Origin of the sequence: Achromobacter sp. 2789STDY5608615, from assembly GCF_001298995.1 — a bacterium.
GTDB classification, from domain to species: domain Bacteria; phylum Pseudomonadota; class Gammaproteobacteria; order Burkholderiales; family Burkholderiaceae_B; genus Achromobacter; species Achromobacter insuavis.
In genome coordinates this window covers 1-15,124 of sequence record NZ_CYTY01000056.1, presented here as the reverse complement: position 1 = coordinate 15,124, position 15,124 = coordinate 1, and the positions used below count along the sequence as shown (strand labels likewise).

The following is a 15,124-nucleotide window of genomic DNA, read 5'->3' as shown; positions in this document are numbered from 1 at the left end:
TCAAGCATCTTTTGAAATTTTAATAATCATTCTAAAATCAGCGAAAATAAGCATAATTGTTTTTAAATTCTCTCATTAAAACTGATTTTACAAGACGCTGAATTTTTGAAAATCTGATCTGACCCTGATCCTGCGAGCGACGGGAATGGTTCTTGCTGGCTGATTTTTATCGTTATGAAGCCTTGGCCCCGAATAACTCGCAAATATTTGAATAATCGTGCGGTGTTGCGTCGACGATTTTTCCCGGGCCGCGAATGCAACAATTCCTGCGCATTGCAACGGCCGCGCGGCATTATCTGAAAGGCGCGAATACTATCCAGGCATGCCGCCATGCGCCGTGCGAATCAGTCCGCCGCGAGAGGCGTGGACATCCACCGCAATATGAAGCGCGCGCCGCCCAGCGGGCTTTCGCGCACCTCGATGGTGCCCTTGTGGCTGGCGGCGACGCGCTTGACGATGGCCAGGCCCAGGCCGGCGCCGCCGGTGCCGCGGTCGCGGCTTTCGTCGAGCCGGATGAAGGGCTCGAAAATGCGCTCGCGGTCAGCGGGCGCGACGCCGGGGCCATCGTCGTCGACGATCAGTTCGTAGCCGCCGGCGGGGCAGCTCGTCAGCGAGATCTCGATGCGCGCGTTGGCATAGCGCACGGCGTTCTGCACCAGGTTGAGCAAGGCCCGGCTCATGTAGCGCGGATGCAGCTGCACGTGCGCCGGCAGGCCGTCGCGCACGTGGCAATGCACGCCGCGCGCGTCGGCCTGGTGCGCCACCTGCGCCAGTGCTTCGCCGAGCCAGTCGCGCACGTCCACGGTTTCCTGCTTGACGACGTCGTCGGCGGGGCGTTCCAGCCGCGCGTACACCAGCAGTTCGTCGACCATGGTTTCGAGCTCGTGGATATCGGTGCGCATGTCGTGCAGGATCTGCTCGCGCCGCGCCTGGAATTTCTCTTGGCCCAGCATGTCGACCTCGAACGACAGCCGCGCCAGCGGCGTGCGCAATTCATGCGAGACGGCGTTGGTCAGGCTGCGCTGGTTTTCCACCAGCGCCGAAATGCGTTCGGCCATCTGGTTGAAGCTTTCGCCGACGTGCCGGATACCGGAAAAATGCGACAGCCGCGCGCGCACGCCCAGGTCGCCCTGGCCCATGCGCAGCGTGGCGTTGCGCAGGGAATCGAGGTCGCGCCATACCGGCAGCGCCCACAGCAACAGCAGCACCGCCGCCAGCACCATGCTCAGCGCCAGCCAGGCGCCCCACGTGATCCACTTTTCCAGCGTCGGTTCGCCGGGCAGGCGCATCTCCAGCCATTGCCGCGGCTCGCCGGGCAGGGGAGCGAGGTAGGTGTTGTATTCGTCGCGCATGATGAAGCCGCGCGTGGCCAGGTCCTGCTTTTCCTGTTCGGTGGCCTCGATCCGCTCCGGCGTCACCAGTTTCAGTTCCAGGCCATAGTGCGGCCGCAGGGAGTCGCGGATGAAGGCGGCGCGCGATTCGGGCTCGATCGGGTCGAGTTCCTTATGCAGCGCGTACATCTGGCCGCGCACGGCCTGGTAGGACAGGTCGGCGCTGATCGAGTCGAGCAGATAGCCCAGGCTGCGGTTCACCAATTGCGAGGCGGCGATATAGGCAATGGCGGCGACCACGAAAATACGGATCGTGAACTTGAGCATTCTGAAATTCCTGTGGGCGCGGGCGCCGCACATTTTCCGCCCGACGCATCTGGCCACCGCGGTGGGCCGCCGTATTCTACAGAGCGTATATCGGGCTATCCAACGGATTTTGTATGGAAATTGTGAAGCTTGATGCAGTAATCTGGCGGAACCCCGCCGCGCGAACGATTGAAACTGCCACGCCACCCGGCTATAAGCTTGAATCACGGCGCCGCGCGACCGGCCGGCGCCAACCGTTTCAGAGTGCCACGTCCGATGCCGCCGCTGCCCCCTTTCCACGATGAACGCGTCGCCAGTAAAACGGTGGCCAGCGAGGCCGAGCCGGCGGGACGCGGAACCTGTGCGGAAGTGTTCCTCGCGTTTCTGCGGCTTGGCCTGACCGCGTTTGGCGGGCCGGTGGCGCACCTGGCCTATTTCCGCGAAGAATTCGTCGACCGCCGCCGCTGGCTCGACGATTATGCGTTTTCCGATCTGGTGGCGTTGTGCCAGTTCCTGCCGGGCCCCGCCAGCAGCCAGGTCGGCATGGCGCTGGGCCTGAAGCGGGCGGGGTGGACCGGCATGCTGGCGGCCTGGCTCGCGTTCACGCTGCCGTCAGCGCTGGTGATGATCCTGCTGGGCCTGGGGCTGGCGCGTTTCGGCGGCCTGGCCAGCCTGCCGCTGGTGCATGGCCTGAAGGTGGCGGCCGTGGCGGTGATCGCACAGGCGGTGTGGGGCATGGGCCGCTCGCTCTGTCCGGACGTGCCGCGTGCCGGGTTGGCCATCGTCGCGGCGCTGATCGCGGTGGCGCTGCCGACCACGCTGGGGCAGATCGGCGCCATCGTGCTGGGCGCGGTGGCCGGCGCCGCGTTGCTGCAGGTGCCGCCCAGGCCGTTGCTGGCCAACCGGGCGCAGGGCGTATCGCGCGCCGCCGGTTATGCGTGCCTGGCGCTGTTCGCGCTGTTGCTGGCGGCGTTGCCGCTGTGGGCCTCGCTGTCGGGCGCGCCGCTGGCGACGCAGCTGGCCGGGTTCTATCGCGCGGGCGCGCTGGTGTTCGGCGGCGGACACGTGGTGCTGCCGTTGCTGGAGACGGCGGCGGTTGGCGGCGGCATGGTGTCCAACGCGGATTTCCTGGCGGGCTATGGCGTGGCGCAGGCGCTGCCGGGGCCGCTGTTCACGTTTGCCGCTTTCCTGGGCGCGGCGGCGTCCGGTCCGTTGCCCGGCTGGGCCGGCGGCCTGGCCATGCTGGTGGCGGTCTTCCTGCCTGGCGCTCTGCTGCTGGCCGCGGCCCTGCCGTTCTGGGAAAGCCTGCGGCGCCGGCCCGGCGTGCGCAACATGGTCGCGGGCGTCAACGCCGCGGTGGTTGGCATTCTGCTGGCCGCGCTGTACGACCCGGTCTGGACCAGCGCGATCCTCTCCAAGGCGGATTTCGCGCTGGCGCTGGGCCTGTTCGGCCTGCTGGTGTATGCGCGCTGGTCGCCGCTGTGGGTGGTGCTGGCCGCCGCCGCGGGCGGCTGGGCGCTGGGCTGGCTGGCGTAGCGCCGCCGGTCACTGGCGCCAGCGCGGCGCGCGCTTTTGCAGGAAGGCGTCGATGCCTTCGGCCGCGTCCTCTTCCATCATGTTGCGCGCCATGACTTCGGCGGCGTATTCGTAGGCGTCGGCCTGCGCCATCTGGCGCTGCGCGTAGAACATGCGCTTGCCGTGGCGGATCGCGGCGGGGCTCTTGGACGCGATCACGTCGGCCAGCGCCTGGACCCGCGCATCCAGCTCCGCTTCCGGCGCGACGTCGTTCAGCAATCCCCAGTCGCACGCCTGCGCCGCGTCGATGAAGCGCGCGGTCACCAGCATTTCGAAGGCGCGCTTGGTCGACACGTTGCGGCTCAGGGCCACCGCCGGCGTCGAGCAGAACAGGCCGGCATTGATGCCGGAGACGGCGAAGCGCGCGCTGTCCGCGGCCACGGCCAGGTCGCAGCTGGCCACCAGCTGGCAGCCGGCCGCGGTGGCCACGCCGCGCACCTTGGCGATGACCGGCACCGGCAGGGCCTGCAGGCCCTGCATCACGCCGCCGCACTTGCGGAACAGCGCCAGGTAGTAATCGAACGCGGGCTGGCTGCGCATTTCGCGCAGGTCGTGGCCGGCGCAGAAGGCGCGGCCCGCCGATTCCAGGATCACGCAGCGCAGCGCGGGTTCGCGCGCCAGCGCGTCGATGCGCGCGCGCAGCGCATCCAGCAGGCCTTCGGACAAGGCGTTGAATTGCGCGGGCCGGTTCAGCCGCAGCGTCGCGATGCCATCGTGCATCGTGTGCAACAGCAAGGGGTCCTGGGTCAGGGCGTCGGCGGGCATGGCGTCTCCGGAAGGCGGGGCAAGCCCTCACGATAGCAGGCCGGCGCCCGCTTGCCGGCCGGCGCGACGCGCGCCCGGAGGCGGGCAGGCCCTAGGCGTCGATGGCGCCGGGCAGTCCGTTGGCGCCGCGGATCGCCTCGATCAGGCGGCTGAGCGCGGGCGCCAGTTGCCGCCGGCTGGGGTAGTACATGACCAGGGGCGCGCCCGCCGGCGACCACTCGTCCAGCACGCGCCGCAGGCGTCCGGCGCGCAGGTGCGGCTCGGCGCAGCGCTCCAGGCAATAGGCCAGGCCGATGCCATCCAGCGCGGCTTCCAGCGCCATGTCGGTTTCGTTCACGATCAACGCGCCGGGCACGTCGATGGCGTGCGCCTGCGGCCCTTGTCCGAGCTCCCAGCGGTACATGGTCTGGTCGCCCAGCCGCAGCCGGATGCAGGCGTGGCGCAGCAGGTCCTCGGGCTTCCTGGGCGTGCCGTGGCGGCCGAGGTAGGCGGGCGCGCCCACCACCACCCAGCGCAGCGGCGGCGTCAGCGGCGTGCAGACCATGTCCTGCGGCACCGTGTCGCCAAAGCGCATGCCGGCGTCGAAGCCGGCCTTGACGATGTCGACCATGTTGTTGTCGACCACGACCTCGATCTTCACCCCGGGATAGTCTTCGAGGTAGCGCGCCAGCACCGGGCTGAGCAGCAGCCGCGAGGCATCGCGCGGCACGTTAATGCGCAGGCCGCCCAGCGGCCCGCTGCGGTAGCGGCCCAACTCCGACAGGGCCTCGCCGATCTCGCCGAAGCTCTGGTCCAGCTGCGCCGCCAGGCGGCTGCCGGCTTCGGTGGGCGCGACCGAGCGGGTGGTGCGGTTGAGCAGCTTGACGCCCAGGCGGGCTTCCAGGTTGCGCAGCGCGTGGCTCAGGGCCGAGGTCGACACGCCCAGTTCGGTGGCCGCCAGGCGGAAGCTGCCGCGCCGGCAGATGGCCGCGAAGGCGCTGAGATCGGCCAGGTCGTGGCGGCTGTAGGACGGCATGAAAAGCGGGGCGAAGATGAATAAATCGTTGAATCCAATTCAATAATACCTGACCTACACTCATCAAACTTTTTGTGTAGGAGAAGTCATGCTGGTCGAGACCATGCGTATTGAAGGTATCCCCACGCCTGTGTCGAGAATCGGCCTGGGCACGTGGGCGATCGGGGGCTGGATGTGGGGCGGCGCCGATGATTCGGCCTCGATCGCCACGCTGCGCGGCGCGGTCGAGCGCGGCATCAACCTGATCGACACCGCGCCGGTGTATGGCTTCGGTCATTCCGAGGAAATGGTGGGGCAGGCCCTGGCGGGCCTGCGCGACCGGGCGGTCATCGCCACCAAGGGCGGCCTGGAATGGGCCGGCGAGGGCGTGCGGCGCAATTCCAGCCCGCAGCGGCTGCGGCGCGAGGTGGAGGATTCGCTGCGCCGCCTGCGCACCGACCGCATCGACCTCTACCAGATCCATTGGCCCGATCCGCTGGTGCCGATCGAGGACACCGCGCGCACGCTGGAAGCGCTGCAGCGCGAGGGCAAGATCCTGGCCGTGGGCGTGAGCAATTATTCGCCGGAACAGATGGACGCGTTCCGCGCGGTGCTGCCGCTGGCGTCGGTGCAGCCGCCCTACAACCTGTTCGAGCGCGCCATCGAGCGCGACGTGCTGCCGTATGCCCGCGAGCATGGGCTGGCCGTGCTGGCCTACGGCGCGTTGTGCCGCGGCCTGCTGTCGGGCCGCATGACGGTGGACACTACCTTTGGCGCCGACGATCTGCGCGCCTCGGATCCGAAGTTCCGCCGGCCGCGTTTCGATCAGTACGTGCGCGCCACCAAGGAACTGGAGGCCATGGCGCGGATCCGCTACGACAAGCCGGTGCTGGCCCTGGCGATCCGCTGGGTGCTGGACAGCGGCCCGACCATCGCGTTGTGGGGCGCGCGTCGCCCGGAGCAGCTGGACGGCGTCGACGAGGCCTGCGGCTGGCGCCTGAGCGATGCCGACATGGCCGACATCGACGATCTGCTGGAAAAGAACATCCTCGATCCGGTCGGCCCCGAGTTCATGGCGCCGCGCGCGCGGGAGTAGGCGCCAGCGCCGGCGCGCTTCAGCCCGCCAATTGCCCGAGCAGCGCGCGCAGCCAGCCCAGGCCGGCGTCCGCGTCGGCGCGCTGGTGCCAGATCATTTCGAACCCCAGCGGGGCGATGGCGAACGGCGCCGGTCCCACGGCCAGGCCCGCTGGCGTCGGCGTCACCGCGCGCCGCGCCACCGTCAGCACCAGGTCGGTGCCGGCCAGCACGGCCGGCGCCGCCGTCCAGTGCGGCAGCCGCAGCGCCACGCGGCGCGATTGGCCGATGCGGGCCAGCGCCGCATCCACTTCCGCCGCGCGCTGGTCCTGGCTGGCGGCCGCCAGCACGTGCGGCCGCGCCAGGTAATCCTCCAGCGTCGACGGCAGGCCCGCGGCGGCATCGGCGACGCAGACAAAGCCTTCCTCGAACAGCACCGCGCGCTGGATCTCGGCGGGCGTTTCGCCGAACACCGCCAGCGCCAGGTCGAGCTGGCCGTCGGCCACGCCCGCGATCATGCCGCTGCGGCTGGCATAGCTGATTTCCAGGTCGATGCCCGGCGCGTCGCGCCGCAGGCGCCGCATCAGCGGCGGCAGCAGCACGCTCGCGCCATAGTCGGACATCGCCAGGCGGAAGGCGCGCCGGCTGGCCGCGGGCTCGAACACCGCGCCCGCCAGCAGGCGCCGCACCTGCGCCAGCACGTCGCGCAACGGCGTTTCCAGCGCCAGGGCGTGCGGCGTCGGCCGCAGGCCGCCGCGCGTGCGATGGAACAGCGGGTCGCCCAGCAGCGTCCGCAGGCGGGCCAGGGCGTGGCTCATGGCGGGCTGGCTCATCGGCAGGCGGGCGGCCGCGCGGGTCAGGTTGCGCTCGTGCAGCAAGGCGTCCAGCACCACCAGCAGATTCAGGTCGATGGCCCTTAGGTTATTCACTGGCTGCATATTCAATAGACAAATATCGAATTGGATTCAATGGTTGGCGAATAAGAGAATAACGCCAATCCCTCTTGAACCGGAGCAAGCCTTGAATACCACGACCTTCTACGCCATTCCCGCCGCCATCCTGGCGGGCGCGCTGGTGCCGATCCAGGCCGGCGCCAACGCCGCCCTGGGGCGGCACCTGGGCCATCCGCTGTGGGCCACCATGGCCTCGCTGGCGATCAGCGCCATCGCGGCCATGGTGGTGATGGCGTTGCTGCGGGTGCCGGCGCCCAGCTTCGCCGAGATCGGCCGGCTGCCGTGGTGGGGCTGGACCGGCGGGCTGGCCGGCGTGTTCTACATCACGGCGGCGCTGATGCTGGCGCCGCGGCTGGGCGCGGGCGCCTTTTTGGCGGCGGTGATCGCCGGCCAGATGCTGGCGGCATTGCTGCTGGACCGCTATGCGCTGGTGGGCTTCGTCGGCAGCGCGCTCAATCCCGGCCGCCTGGCGGGCGCGGCCCTGATCGCCGGCGGCGCGCTGCTGATGCACTTGTCGAACGCGCCGCGCGCGGCGGCCTGAACCACGCCGGGCGGCGCGGGCCGGGCGCGGGCGCTCAGTGCGAAGACGCGGCGACGCGCCGGCCCATGACGCCCGACAGGCACAGCAGCGGCCCCACGATCACCACGCCGATCAGGCCCATGGCAGCCTGCGGCGCCACGCCCTGGTCCAGCAGGGCGGTGGCGATGACGGCCGAGCCGCTCATCTGGAACAGCCCGTAGACCGCGGCGGCGGTGCCGGCGCGGTCGGCGAAGGGTTCCAGCGCCAGGCTCAGCGCCGACCCCAGCGCCAGCGAAAAGCCGACGGTGAGCACCGCCACCGGCAGCATGAAGATCCACGCGGCCGCGGGCGCCCAGCGCCAGGCGGCCAGGTGCATCAGCGCGGCCAGCAGCAGGGCCGTCATGCCGACCCGCAGCATGGCGTAGCGGCCGAAGCGCGCGATGAACACCGGCGCCAGGAAGAAGGCCGCGATGTTGATGGTGGCATTGCCGCCGAACCAGGCGGAAAAGCCCAGCTCCGAATAGCCCAGCTGCTGCACCAGCACCACCGGCGCGGCCGACACGAACACCAGGATCATGGCCATGCCGGCCATGCCGAAGATGGCGAAGTACAGAAAGCGGCCGCTGGCGGCGATCGGCGCGTAGCGGCGCAGGCTGTACAGGGGCGCGCCGCGCGCCGGCGCCGCCTCGCGGGTTTCGGCGAAACGCCACGCCAGCAACGCCGCCAGCGCCAGCGCGAACAGCACCATGAAGACGAAGGTGCTGCGCCAGCCGGCATGCACCGCCAGCGCGCCGCCCAGCATCGGCGCCAGCGCCGGCACGGTGCACAGCGCGCCGTTCAGATAGCTGTAGACGCGCGCCCCGACCGCGGGGCTGAAGCGGTCGCGCACCGCCGCGAACGCCACCAGCGAGGCCGAGCAGGCGCCCAGGCCCTGGATCACGCGCGCGGCGTAGAACAGTTCCAGCGAGGTCGCGGCCGCGCCCAGCGCCGACCCCAGCAGGTAGGCCAGCGCGCCGCCGAGCGCCACCGGCCGGCGGCCGTAGCGGTCGGCCAGCGGGCCGATCAGGATCTGGCCGACGCCGACCGAGAAGATGAAGAGGGTGATGCTGGCCTGCAGCGCGCTGATCGGTTGGCCGAAGCCGACGGCCATGGCGGGCAGGGAGGGCAGATAGATGTCGATGCCCATCGGCGTCAACGTGACCAGGCCCATCAGGAGGCCGATCAGCCAGCGTTGGCTTCGGGCGGGTAATGCAGACTTCATTGGCGGACTCAGGGCGCACCGCGCGCCCGGGAAAACCTGACATTATCCACGACTGGCGCCGCGCGCCGCGCGCACCCGGCTGGCGTAGAATGATCCGCGCCATGCAGACCGCCACCCCGCCCGCCGCCCCTCGTCCCCGCATCGTCATCCTCTATTGCACGCAGTGCCAGTGGCTGCTGCGCGCCGGCTGGATGGCGCAGGAGCTGCTGTCCACGTTCTCCACCGACCTGGGCGAGGTGGTGTTGCAGCCCGGCACCGGCGGCATCTTCCAGATCACCTACGACGGCGAGCTGGTGTGGGACCGCAAGCGCGACGGCGGCTTTCCGGAGGCCAAGGTGCTCAAGCAGCGGGTGCGCGACCGCCTCGATCCGGGCCGGCCGCTGGGCCATATCGACGGCCATGCCGCGGGGCCGGCCGCGCCGCCCAAGGCCTAGCGGCCCGCTGTCCGCCCGCGACCGGCGGGTCTGCCGATCCATGAAAAACAGCCGCCCGAGGGCGGCTGTCCGTCATTCCGTCGGCGCCGGTCAGGCGGCCGAGCGGGATTGCTCCAAGGCCGCTTGCGCCTTGTGTTTCTGCCTCACGGCCGAGACCAGCAGCAGCGCGATCAGCAGCACGCACGCCAGCACGAACCCCAGGCTGATCGGACGCGTGACGAAGATCGCCAGGTCGCCGCGCGACAGCAGCAGGGCGCGGCGGAAGTTCTCTTCCACCATTGGCCCGAGCACGAAGCCCAGCAGCAGCGGCGCCGGTTCGAAACGCAACCGGATCAGGGCGTAGCCCGCGGCCCCGAACAACGTCACCATGCCCACGTCGAACAGGTTGTTGTTGGTGCTGTAGACGCCGACGCAGACGAAGAACAGCGCCGCCGGGAACAGGTAGCGGAACGGCACGGTCAACAGGCGCACCCACATGCCGATCAGCGGCAGGTTCAGCAGCAACAGCAGCACGTTGCCGACCCAGAAGCTGGCGATCAGCCCCCAGAACATGTCGGCGTGCTCGACCATCATCTGCGGACCGGGCTGGATGCCGTGGATGATCAGCGCGCCCAGCATCAGCGCCATCACCGGGTCGCCCGGGATGCCCAGGCTCATGGTGGGGATGAAGCTGGTCTGGGTCGAGGCGCTGGTGGCGGCCTCGGGGCCGGCGATGCCCTCGATGGCGCCGCGGCCGAAGCGGCGCGGTTCGCGCGCCACCTTCTTTTCCACCGCGTACGAGATGAACGAGGCGATGGTCGGGCCGGTGCCCGGCAGGATGCCGAAGGCCGCGCCGATGGCGGTGCCGCGCACCAGGGCGCCGCGCGACTGCTTGATGTCGCCGGCTTCGGGACGCATCGACTTCATGCTGACCTTGGTGCTGGTGACCTTGGTGTCGCCGCCGATCTGGTTGATGTTCTTGAGGAAGTCGGCCACGCCGAACAGGCCCATCGCCAGCGCCACGATCTGCAGGCCGTCGCTCAGCTCGAGGATGCCGAAGTGAAAGCGCATGGTGCCGGTGTTGACGTCGGTGCCGATCACGCCCAGCAGCAGGCCGACCACCACCATCGCCACGCCCTTGATCGCCGAGCCCTTGGCCAGCGTGGCGCCGGCCAGCAGGCCCAGCATCATCATCGAGAAGTACTCGGCCGGGCCGAACTTGAAGGCCACGTCGACCAGCAGCGGCGAGAACAGGATCATCGCCAGGATGCCGACGGACGCGCCGCAGAACGACGAGAACATCAGCATGAACAGCGCCGAGCCGGCCTTGCCGTTGCGCGCCAGCGGATTGCCGTCCAGGCAGGCCACCGCGTGCGAGGCGGTGCCCGGCAGGTTCAGCATGATCGAAGTGATGCCGCCGCCGTATTGCGAGCCGTAGTAGATGCCGGACAGCATCACCAGCGCGGCGGTCGGGGTCATGGTGTAGGTCAGCGGCAGCAGGATCGAGATGGCGGCCAGCACGCCCATGCCCGGCAGCACGCCGATCAGGTTGCCCATGAACACGCCGAACACGGCCCACAGCAGGTTGTCGAGCGCGAAGGCGACCGAGAACCCATGCATCAGGTTATTGAAGATTTCCATCGATCAGCCCCAGCGGAACAGCGGAAACTGCAATTGCAGCGCCCACGAGAAAACGGCCACGCCGAGAATCGTCACGCCCACGGCCAGCAGCGCGGCGCTGCGCGGCGTGTGCTGGCGGTCGCCCATGGCCGAAATGAAGACCAGCGCGAAGGTGGCGGGCACCAGGCCGCCGTACTTGCCCAGCAGGATGAAGGCCATCAGGCCGCCGATGATGCAGCCCCAGCCGCGCCATTCGGGCGGGGGGATCTCTTCGGCGTCCTCTTCGGTGATCACGGGCGAGTAGGCCGTGCGCGCGATGATCAGTCCCAGCAGGACCAGCAGCACGCCGAGGATGGCCGGGAACATGCCCGGGCCCATGCGCGCCAGGCTGCCGATGTTGTACGTGGATGCCTGCGCGATGGCGCCCAGGCCGAGCACGATCATCGTGCCCGCGGCCCACGCCTCGCGCTTGATGATGCTGCGTGTTGATTGCATTGGATTCATTCCTCCCTTTGTTGTGGCTTTGATTCAGGCTGACTGCGGTCTGAATAAAAGCTGACATTCCAATGAAAGCGGGAGTCTAAGAATTCAAACTTCCGAATACCTTTCATGAAATGGAAAAAAATTCCACGCAAGGCGGGGCGCGTGGAAAAAACACGGGAAATCCCTAGGGGCTGTTAACACTGCAAACAACTTTGCCGCCGTCCAAACGCGGTCCGCGAGGCTTTCAAAGCTCCACACAACGGGTCAAATGCGTGACATTTGGGCTGGCCACACTGTGCGGACCCGAAAGGCGATGCCGGCGCTCTGCCGCCGGCATCGTCGTCTTCGGATCCCTGTGTGATTGCCTTCGGAGTCCAAGCGCGATGAAAGCAGGCCGGTTAACGACGGATAGGCAGTACCCCCGCGGGCGCCGGCAGCGTGGCTTTACGCTGATCGAGATCATGGTGGTGATCGTGATCATGGGCATCCTGGCCGCGCTGATCGTGCCGCGGCTGCTGGACCGGCCCGACCAGGCCCGCGCCGTGGCGGCGCGCCAGGACATCAGCGCGCTGATGCAGGCGCTCAAGCTGTACCGGCTCGACACCGGCAGCTATCCCAGCACCGAGCAGGGCCTGCGCGCCCTGGTGGAACGGCCGGCCTCGGGGTCGGGCGCCTCGAGCGCCTGGCGCGCCTACCTCGACCGCCTGCCCAACGATCCCTGGGGGCATCCGTACCAGTACCTGAATCCGGGCACGCGCGGCGAGATCGACGTGTTCTCGCTGGGCGCGGACGGCAAGCCGGATGGGGATGGCGGCAATGCCGACATCGGCTCCTGGCAGCTGTGAACGGCAGCGCGGCATGGCGGTGATCAGCGCATTGCTGGTGGTGGCCGCGGTGACGATGATCGTCGCCTCGCTGCTGCAGCGCCAGGACACGTTCCTGCGCGCCGTGCAGGCCGCCCAGAGCCGCGCCCAGGCCCAGGCCCTGCTGGAGGCCGGGCTGGGCCTGGCGCGCCAGCGGCTGCGCGAGGACGGCCAGCGGCAGGCCACCACGCGCCCCGACGGCGTCTGGGCCGCACCCATCGTCGATACGCGCCTGCAGCGTCCCGGCCGCGACGCCGCCTTCGTCGGCCGGCTGGAGGACGAGCAGGGCAAGTTCAACCTGCGCAATCTGGTGTTCGAGGGCCGCCTGTACCAGGACGGCGTGGCCGAGCTGCTGCGCCTGTGCGCGCTGGTGGGCGTCGCGCCGGAAGTGGGCCAGGCGATCGCCGAGCGGATCCTGGCGGCGCAGCCGGGCGCCGATCCGCATGGCCGGCTGGCGCCCTTGCCGCGCAGCCTGGAAGAGCTGGCCGGCGTGCCGGGGGTGGACGCCGCGGTGCTGGCGCGCCTGCGGCGCCACGTGACGGTGCTGCCGCGCGTGACGCTGGTCAACGTCAACACCGCCAGCGCCGAAGTGATCGCCGCGCACGTGCCCGGCATGTCGCTGGACCAGGCCAAGGCCATGGTGGCGCAGCGCGACGGCGGGCTCTGGTTCGTCAATAACGGCGACTTCGCCAACCGTCTGAGCGCGGCCGAGGGCGCCGCGGACAACGGCGGCGGCGCCTCCGCCACGCCCGCGGCGCGGACCGAGGCGCCGCGCGTGGCGGTCGCCAGCGGCTGGTTCCGTCTCGACGGCGCCGCGCGCCTGGGCGGCATGATCCTGCCCCTGAAGGCGTTGCTGACCCGCGGCGGCGACGGCGTTTCGCAGATCATCTGGTCGCGGGAAGGCGCGTGATGGCCGCGATCCGCGTGTTGCTGCCGCCGCTGCGGTCCCTGACCGCCGACACGCCGCTGCCCGTGGCGGCGGCCGAGAAGACCGCCTGGCGCCGCCTGCCGCCGGCGGGTCTGGCGGAACTGGGACGCCGCTGGCCGGGCGCCCGCGCCACGGCGTTCCCGCATCCCGAAGACCTGACGCTGACGGCGGTATCGCTGCCGCCGCTCGCCCGAGCGCGCTTGCGGGTGGCGGTGGAAGGCGCGATCGAACCGCTGGCGTTGGGCGATCCGGAGACGCTGCGCATCGGCCACGGCGCGCGTGGCGCCGATGGCCGCGTGGGCGTGGCCTGGTTCGACGCCGAGGCCGCCGACCGCCTGCAGGCGCTGATCGCCGCCTGCGGCCTGCGGCCGGCGGGGTTCGCGCCCACGCCGCTATGGCTGCCCGAGACGGTGGATGGCTGGACGCTGTGCGTCCTGGACGGTTATGTGGTGGCGCGCCAGCCCGGCGGGCTGGGCAGCCTGTATGCGCTGGATGCGCAGGTGGATGACGCAACGGCCGGCCTCGCGCGGGTCCTGGGGCCGGACGCCGCCGCCTGCGCGGCCGGCCCGTGCCGCTGGATCGGCGCCGCGCCGGCCGGGTGGCGGCGCGAGGCCGCCGACGTGGTGCTGCCCGAAGCGGCCTGCGGCGTGATGGCGGAGATACCCTGGTCGATCCCGGCGGCCGCCGCCGCCAGTCAGGCCGGCGCGTCGGGCTGGCGCCGCGCCGCCTGGCTGGGCGCGGCCGCCGCGGCCGTGTGGATGGCGGGCCTGGTGCTGCACGCCGGGCGGCTGGAACAGGCCGCTCAGGCGGCGCGCGAGCAGCTGGCGCAGCGCGTGCGCGACGTCTTTCCGACGGTCGGCGCGGTGGTCGATCCGGTCGGGCAGGCGCGCCGGCTGCTCGCCGCCCGCCAGGCCGGCGCGGGAGACGATTGGGCCGAACTTGGATTCCTGCTGCGCGCCGCGCGCGAACACATGGCGTTCGCCGCGGGCGAGATGCAGGCCTGGCGCTACGAGGCTGGCGCGCTGGAGCTGGACATGCCGAGCAGCGCCCGGCCGAAAGCGGCCGAGACGGGCGAGGGCGCCAAGGCAGGCGCCGCGCCGGCCTGGATCCAGGCCGCGCGCCAGGCTGGCGTGGAGGTGCAGGCGACCGACGCCGGCTGGCGCCTGCGGCGTGCGTCGCAGGCCGCAGGCGGCAAACCGGCGGAGCGCTCATGACCCTGGCGCCGCCGCCCCGGCCGCTCGGCCTGCCCGCGCTGTGGCGCAGCCGCTGGCGCGCGCGCCAGCAGGCCTGGCAGGGGCGGGCCCGCGCCGCCTGGAGCGGGCTGGCCGACAACGAACGGCGGCTGCTGGCGCTATGCGCCGCGGTGGTCGCGGCCGCGGGCTGCTGGCTGGCGGTGATCGAGCCGTCCCTGGCGCGCGCGGATCGCGGCGCGGAGGAATTGCGGCGCCTGGAAACGAACGCGCGCGACCTGAAGGCGGTCCTGCGCCAGGCGGGTCCGGCGCCGGCGGCGCGCCAGGCCGCGGTCTCCCCCGAGGCGCTGGGCCGCTGGCTCGACGCGGCCGGATTGGCGGGGCGCTACGAACTCGGCGCCGACGAGAGCGCGGCCGGCGCCTGGCGCATCGTGTTCCACCGGGCGCCGGCGGCGCCGCTGGCGGCCTGGCTGCTGGCCGGACCGGCGCCGTTTCCGCTGGCGTTGACGCGCGTTGCCTTGCAGCGCCAGGACCAGGCCGAACCCGGCGATCCCGCGGTGGCGCCGGGCGAAGGCCTGGCGGGCGTCGTGCTGTTGAGCCCCATTTCCCGCGACCAGAGGTGAGCCCGTGACGCCGTCCCGCTTGCGCCGCACGCCCGAGCGCATCCCTGCCCATCGCAGCGTCCTCGGCCTGGCCCTGTCGCTGGCCCTGGCCGCCTGCGCGTCGCCGCAGGGCGATGATCGCCGCAGGGGCGAACTGTCGATCGATCAGGTGCCGCCACTGGCGTCGTCGCTGGCGCCTTCGGCGCAGCCGCGGCGGGTGGCGCAGGCCGATGGCGCGGCAGGCCA

At 70.5% G+C, this 15,124-nt stretch carries 16 protein-coding genes; 9 read left to right on the top strand and 7 right to left on the bottom strand.

Going from position 1 to position 15,124, the window contains the following annotated elements; genetic code table 11:
• Nucleotides 1-344: 344 nt before the first annotated feature.
• Entirely contained in the window at nucleotides 345-1,658 is a 1,314-nt protein-coding gene (locus AOZ49_RS28905) for an ATP-binding protein (RefSeq protein WP_054479279.1), read from the bottom strand.
• 255 nt (nucleotides 1,659-1,913) lie between these two features.
• Between AOZ49_RS28905 and chrA the strand changes: the two genes are divergently transcribed.
• Complete coding sequence (gene chrA, locus AOZ49_RS28900; RefSeq protein WP_054479278.1) at nucleotides 1,914-3,173, top strand: chromate efflux transporter; 1,260 nt, start codon at nucleotides 1,914-1,916, stop codon at nucleotides 3,171-3,173.
• Nucleotides 3,174-3,182: 9 nt separating this feature from the next.
• On the opposite strand, the gene AOZ49_RS28895 is transcribed toward chrA, so the two are convergent.
• A complete protein-coding gene (locus AOZ49_RS28895; protein WP_054479276.1) occupies nucleotides 3,183-3,977 on the bottom strand; it encodes an enoyl-CoA hydratase in 795 nt (264 codons plus the stop codon).
• Between the two features lie 91 nt (nucleotides 3,978-4,068).
• Nucleotides 4,069-4,992: a LysR family transcriptional regulator gene (locus AOZ49_RS28890; RefSeq protein ID WP_054435316.1), complete on the bottom strand. Its 924-nt coding sequence runs from the start codon at nucleotides 4,990-4,992 to the stop codon at nucleotides 4,069-4,071.
• 88 nt (nucleotides 4,993-5,080) lie between these two features.
• Between AOZ49_RS28890 and AOZ49_RS28885 the strand changes: the two genes are divergently transcribed.
• Nucleotides 5,081-6,067, top strand: a complete 987-nt coding sequence (locus AOZ49_RS28885; RefSeq protein WP_054461233.1) for an aldo/keto reductase — start codon at nucleotides 5,081-5,083, stop codon at nucleotides 6,065-6,067.
• 19 nt (nucleotides 6,068-6,086) lie between these two features.
• Here AOZ49_RS28885 and AOZ49_RS28880 read toward each other — a convergent pair whose 3' ends face one another.
• On the bottom strand, nucleotides 6,087-6,983 hold the full coding sequence (locus tag AOZ49_RS28880; protein WP_231690472.1) for a LysR family transcriptional regulator: 897 nt from the start codon (nucleotides 6,981-6,983) through the stop codon (nucleotides 6,087-6,089).
• An 82-nt stretch (nucleotides 6,984-7,065) separates the two neighbouring features.
• Between AOZ49_RS28880 and AOZ49_RS28875 the strand changes: the two genes are divergently transcribed.
• Complete coding sequence (locus AOZ49_RS28875) at nucleotides 7,066-7,539, top strand: DMT family transporter (protein ID WP_054479271.1); 474 nt, start codon at nucleotides 7,066-7,068, stop codon at nucleotides 7,537-7,539.
• A gap of 34 nt (nucleotides 7,540-7,573) precedes the next feature.
• Here AOZ49_RS28875 and AOZ49_RS28870 read toward each other — a convergent pair whose 3' ends face one another.
• Nucleotides 7,574-8,779 carry a multidrug effflux MFS transporter gene (locus AOZ49_RS28870; protein WP_054479269.1) on the bottom strand — a complete coding sequence of 402 codons (1,206 nt, stop codon included), beginning with the start codon at nucleotides 8,777-8,779 and terminating at the stop codon, nucleotides 7,574-7,576.
• Nucleotides 8,780-8,880: 101 nt separating this feature from the next.
• On the opposite strand from AOZ49_RS28870, the gene AOZ49_RS28865 reads away from it, so the two are divergent.
• On the top strand, nucleotides 8,881-9,213 hold the full coding sequence (locus AOZ49_RS28865) for an Rdx family protein (RefSeq protein ID WP_054479285.1): 333 nt from the start codon (nucleotides 8,881-8,883) through the stop codon (nucleotides 9,211-9,213).
• A 90-nt stretch (nucleotides 9,214-9,303) separates the two neighbouring features.
• Here the strand turns inward: AOZ49_RS28865 and AOZ49_RS28860 are convergent, their stop codons facing one another.
• Together AOZ49_RS28860 and AOZ49_RS28855 are read right to left on the bottom strand one after the other, a co-directional pair.
• Nucleotides 9,304-10,833 carry a tripartite tricarboxylate transporter permease gene (locus AOZ49_RS28860; protein WP_054435306.1) on the bottom strand — a complete coding sequence of 510 codons (1,530 nt, stop codon included), beginning with the start codon at nucleotides 10,831-10,833 and terminating at the stop codon, nucleotides 9,304-9,306.
• Between the two features lie 3 nt (nucleotides 10,834-10,836).
• Complete coding sequence (locus AOZ49_RS28855; protein WP_054435304.1) at nucleotides 10,837-11,307, bottom strand: tripartite tricarboxylate transporter TctB family protein; 471 nt, start codon at nucleotides 11,305-11,307, stop codon at nucleotides 10,837-10,839.
• Nucleotides 11,308-11,678: 371 nt separating this feature from the next.
• On the opposite strand from AOZ49_RS28855, the gene gspG reads away from it, so the two are divergent.
• From gspG to AOZ49_RS28830, 5 genes are all read left to right on the top strand, one after another.
• On the top strand, nucleotides 11,679-12,140 hold the full coding sequence (gene gspG, locus AOZ49_RS28850; RefSeq protein WP_054435302.1) for a type II secretion system major pseudopilin GspG: 462 nt from the start codon (nucleotides 11,679-11,681) through the stop codon (nucleotides 12,138-12,140).
• 13 nt (nucleotides 12,141-12,153) lie between these two features.
• Nucleotides 12,154-13,068, top strand: a complete 915-nt coding sequence (gene gspK, locus AOZ49_RS28845) for a type II secretion system minor pseudopilin GspK (RefSeq protein WP_054479267.1) — start codon at nucleotides 12,154-12,156, stop codon at nucleotides 13,066-13,068.
• Nucleotides 13,068-14,300, top strand: coding sequence for a type II secretion system protein GspL (gspL, locus tag AOZ49_RS28840; RefSeq protein ID WP_054479266.1), 1,233 nt, complete (start codon nucleotides 13,068-13,070; stop codon nucleotides 14,298-14,300). Before gspK ends, gspL begins: the two co-directional genes overlap by 1 nt.
• Nucleotides 14,297-14,899 carry a type II secretion system protein GspM gene (gene gspM, locus AOZ49_RS28835; RefSeq protein WP_054479264.1) on the top strand — a complete coding sequence of 201 codons (603 nt, stop codon included), beginning with the start codon at nucleotides 14,297-14,299 and terminating at the stop codon, nucleotides 14,897-14,899. The genes gspL and gspM overlap by 4 nt, the downstream gene beginning before the upstream one ends.
• A gap of 4 nt (nucleotides 14,900-14,903) precedes the next feature.
• Nucleotides 14,904-15,124: hypothetical protein (locus AOZ49_RS28830; protein WP_197286543.1), on the top strand; the 221-nt coding region annotated here is incomplete at its 3' end.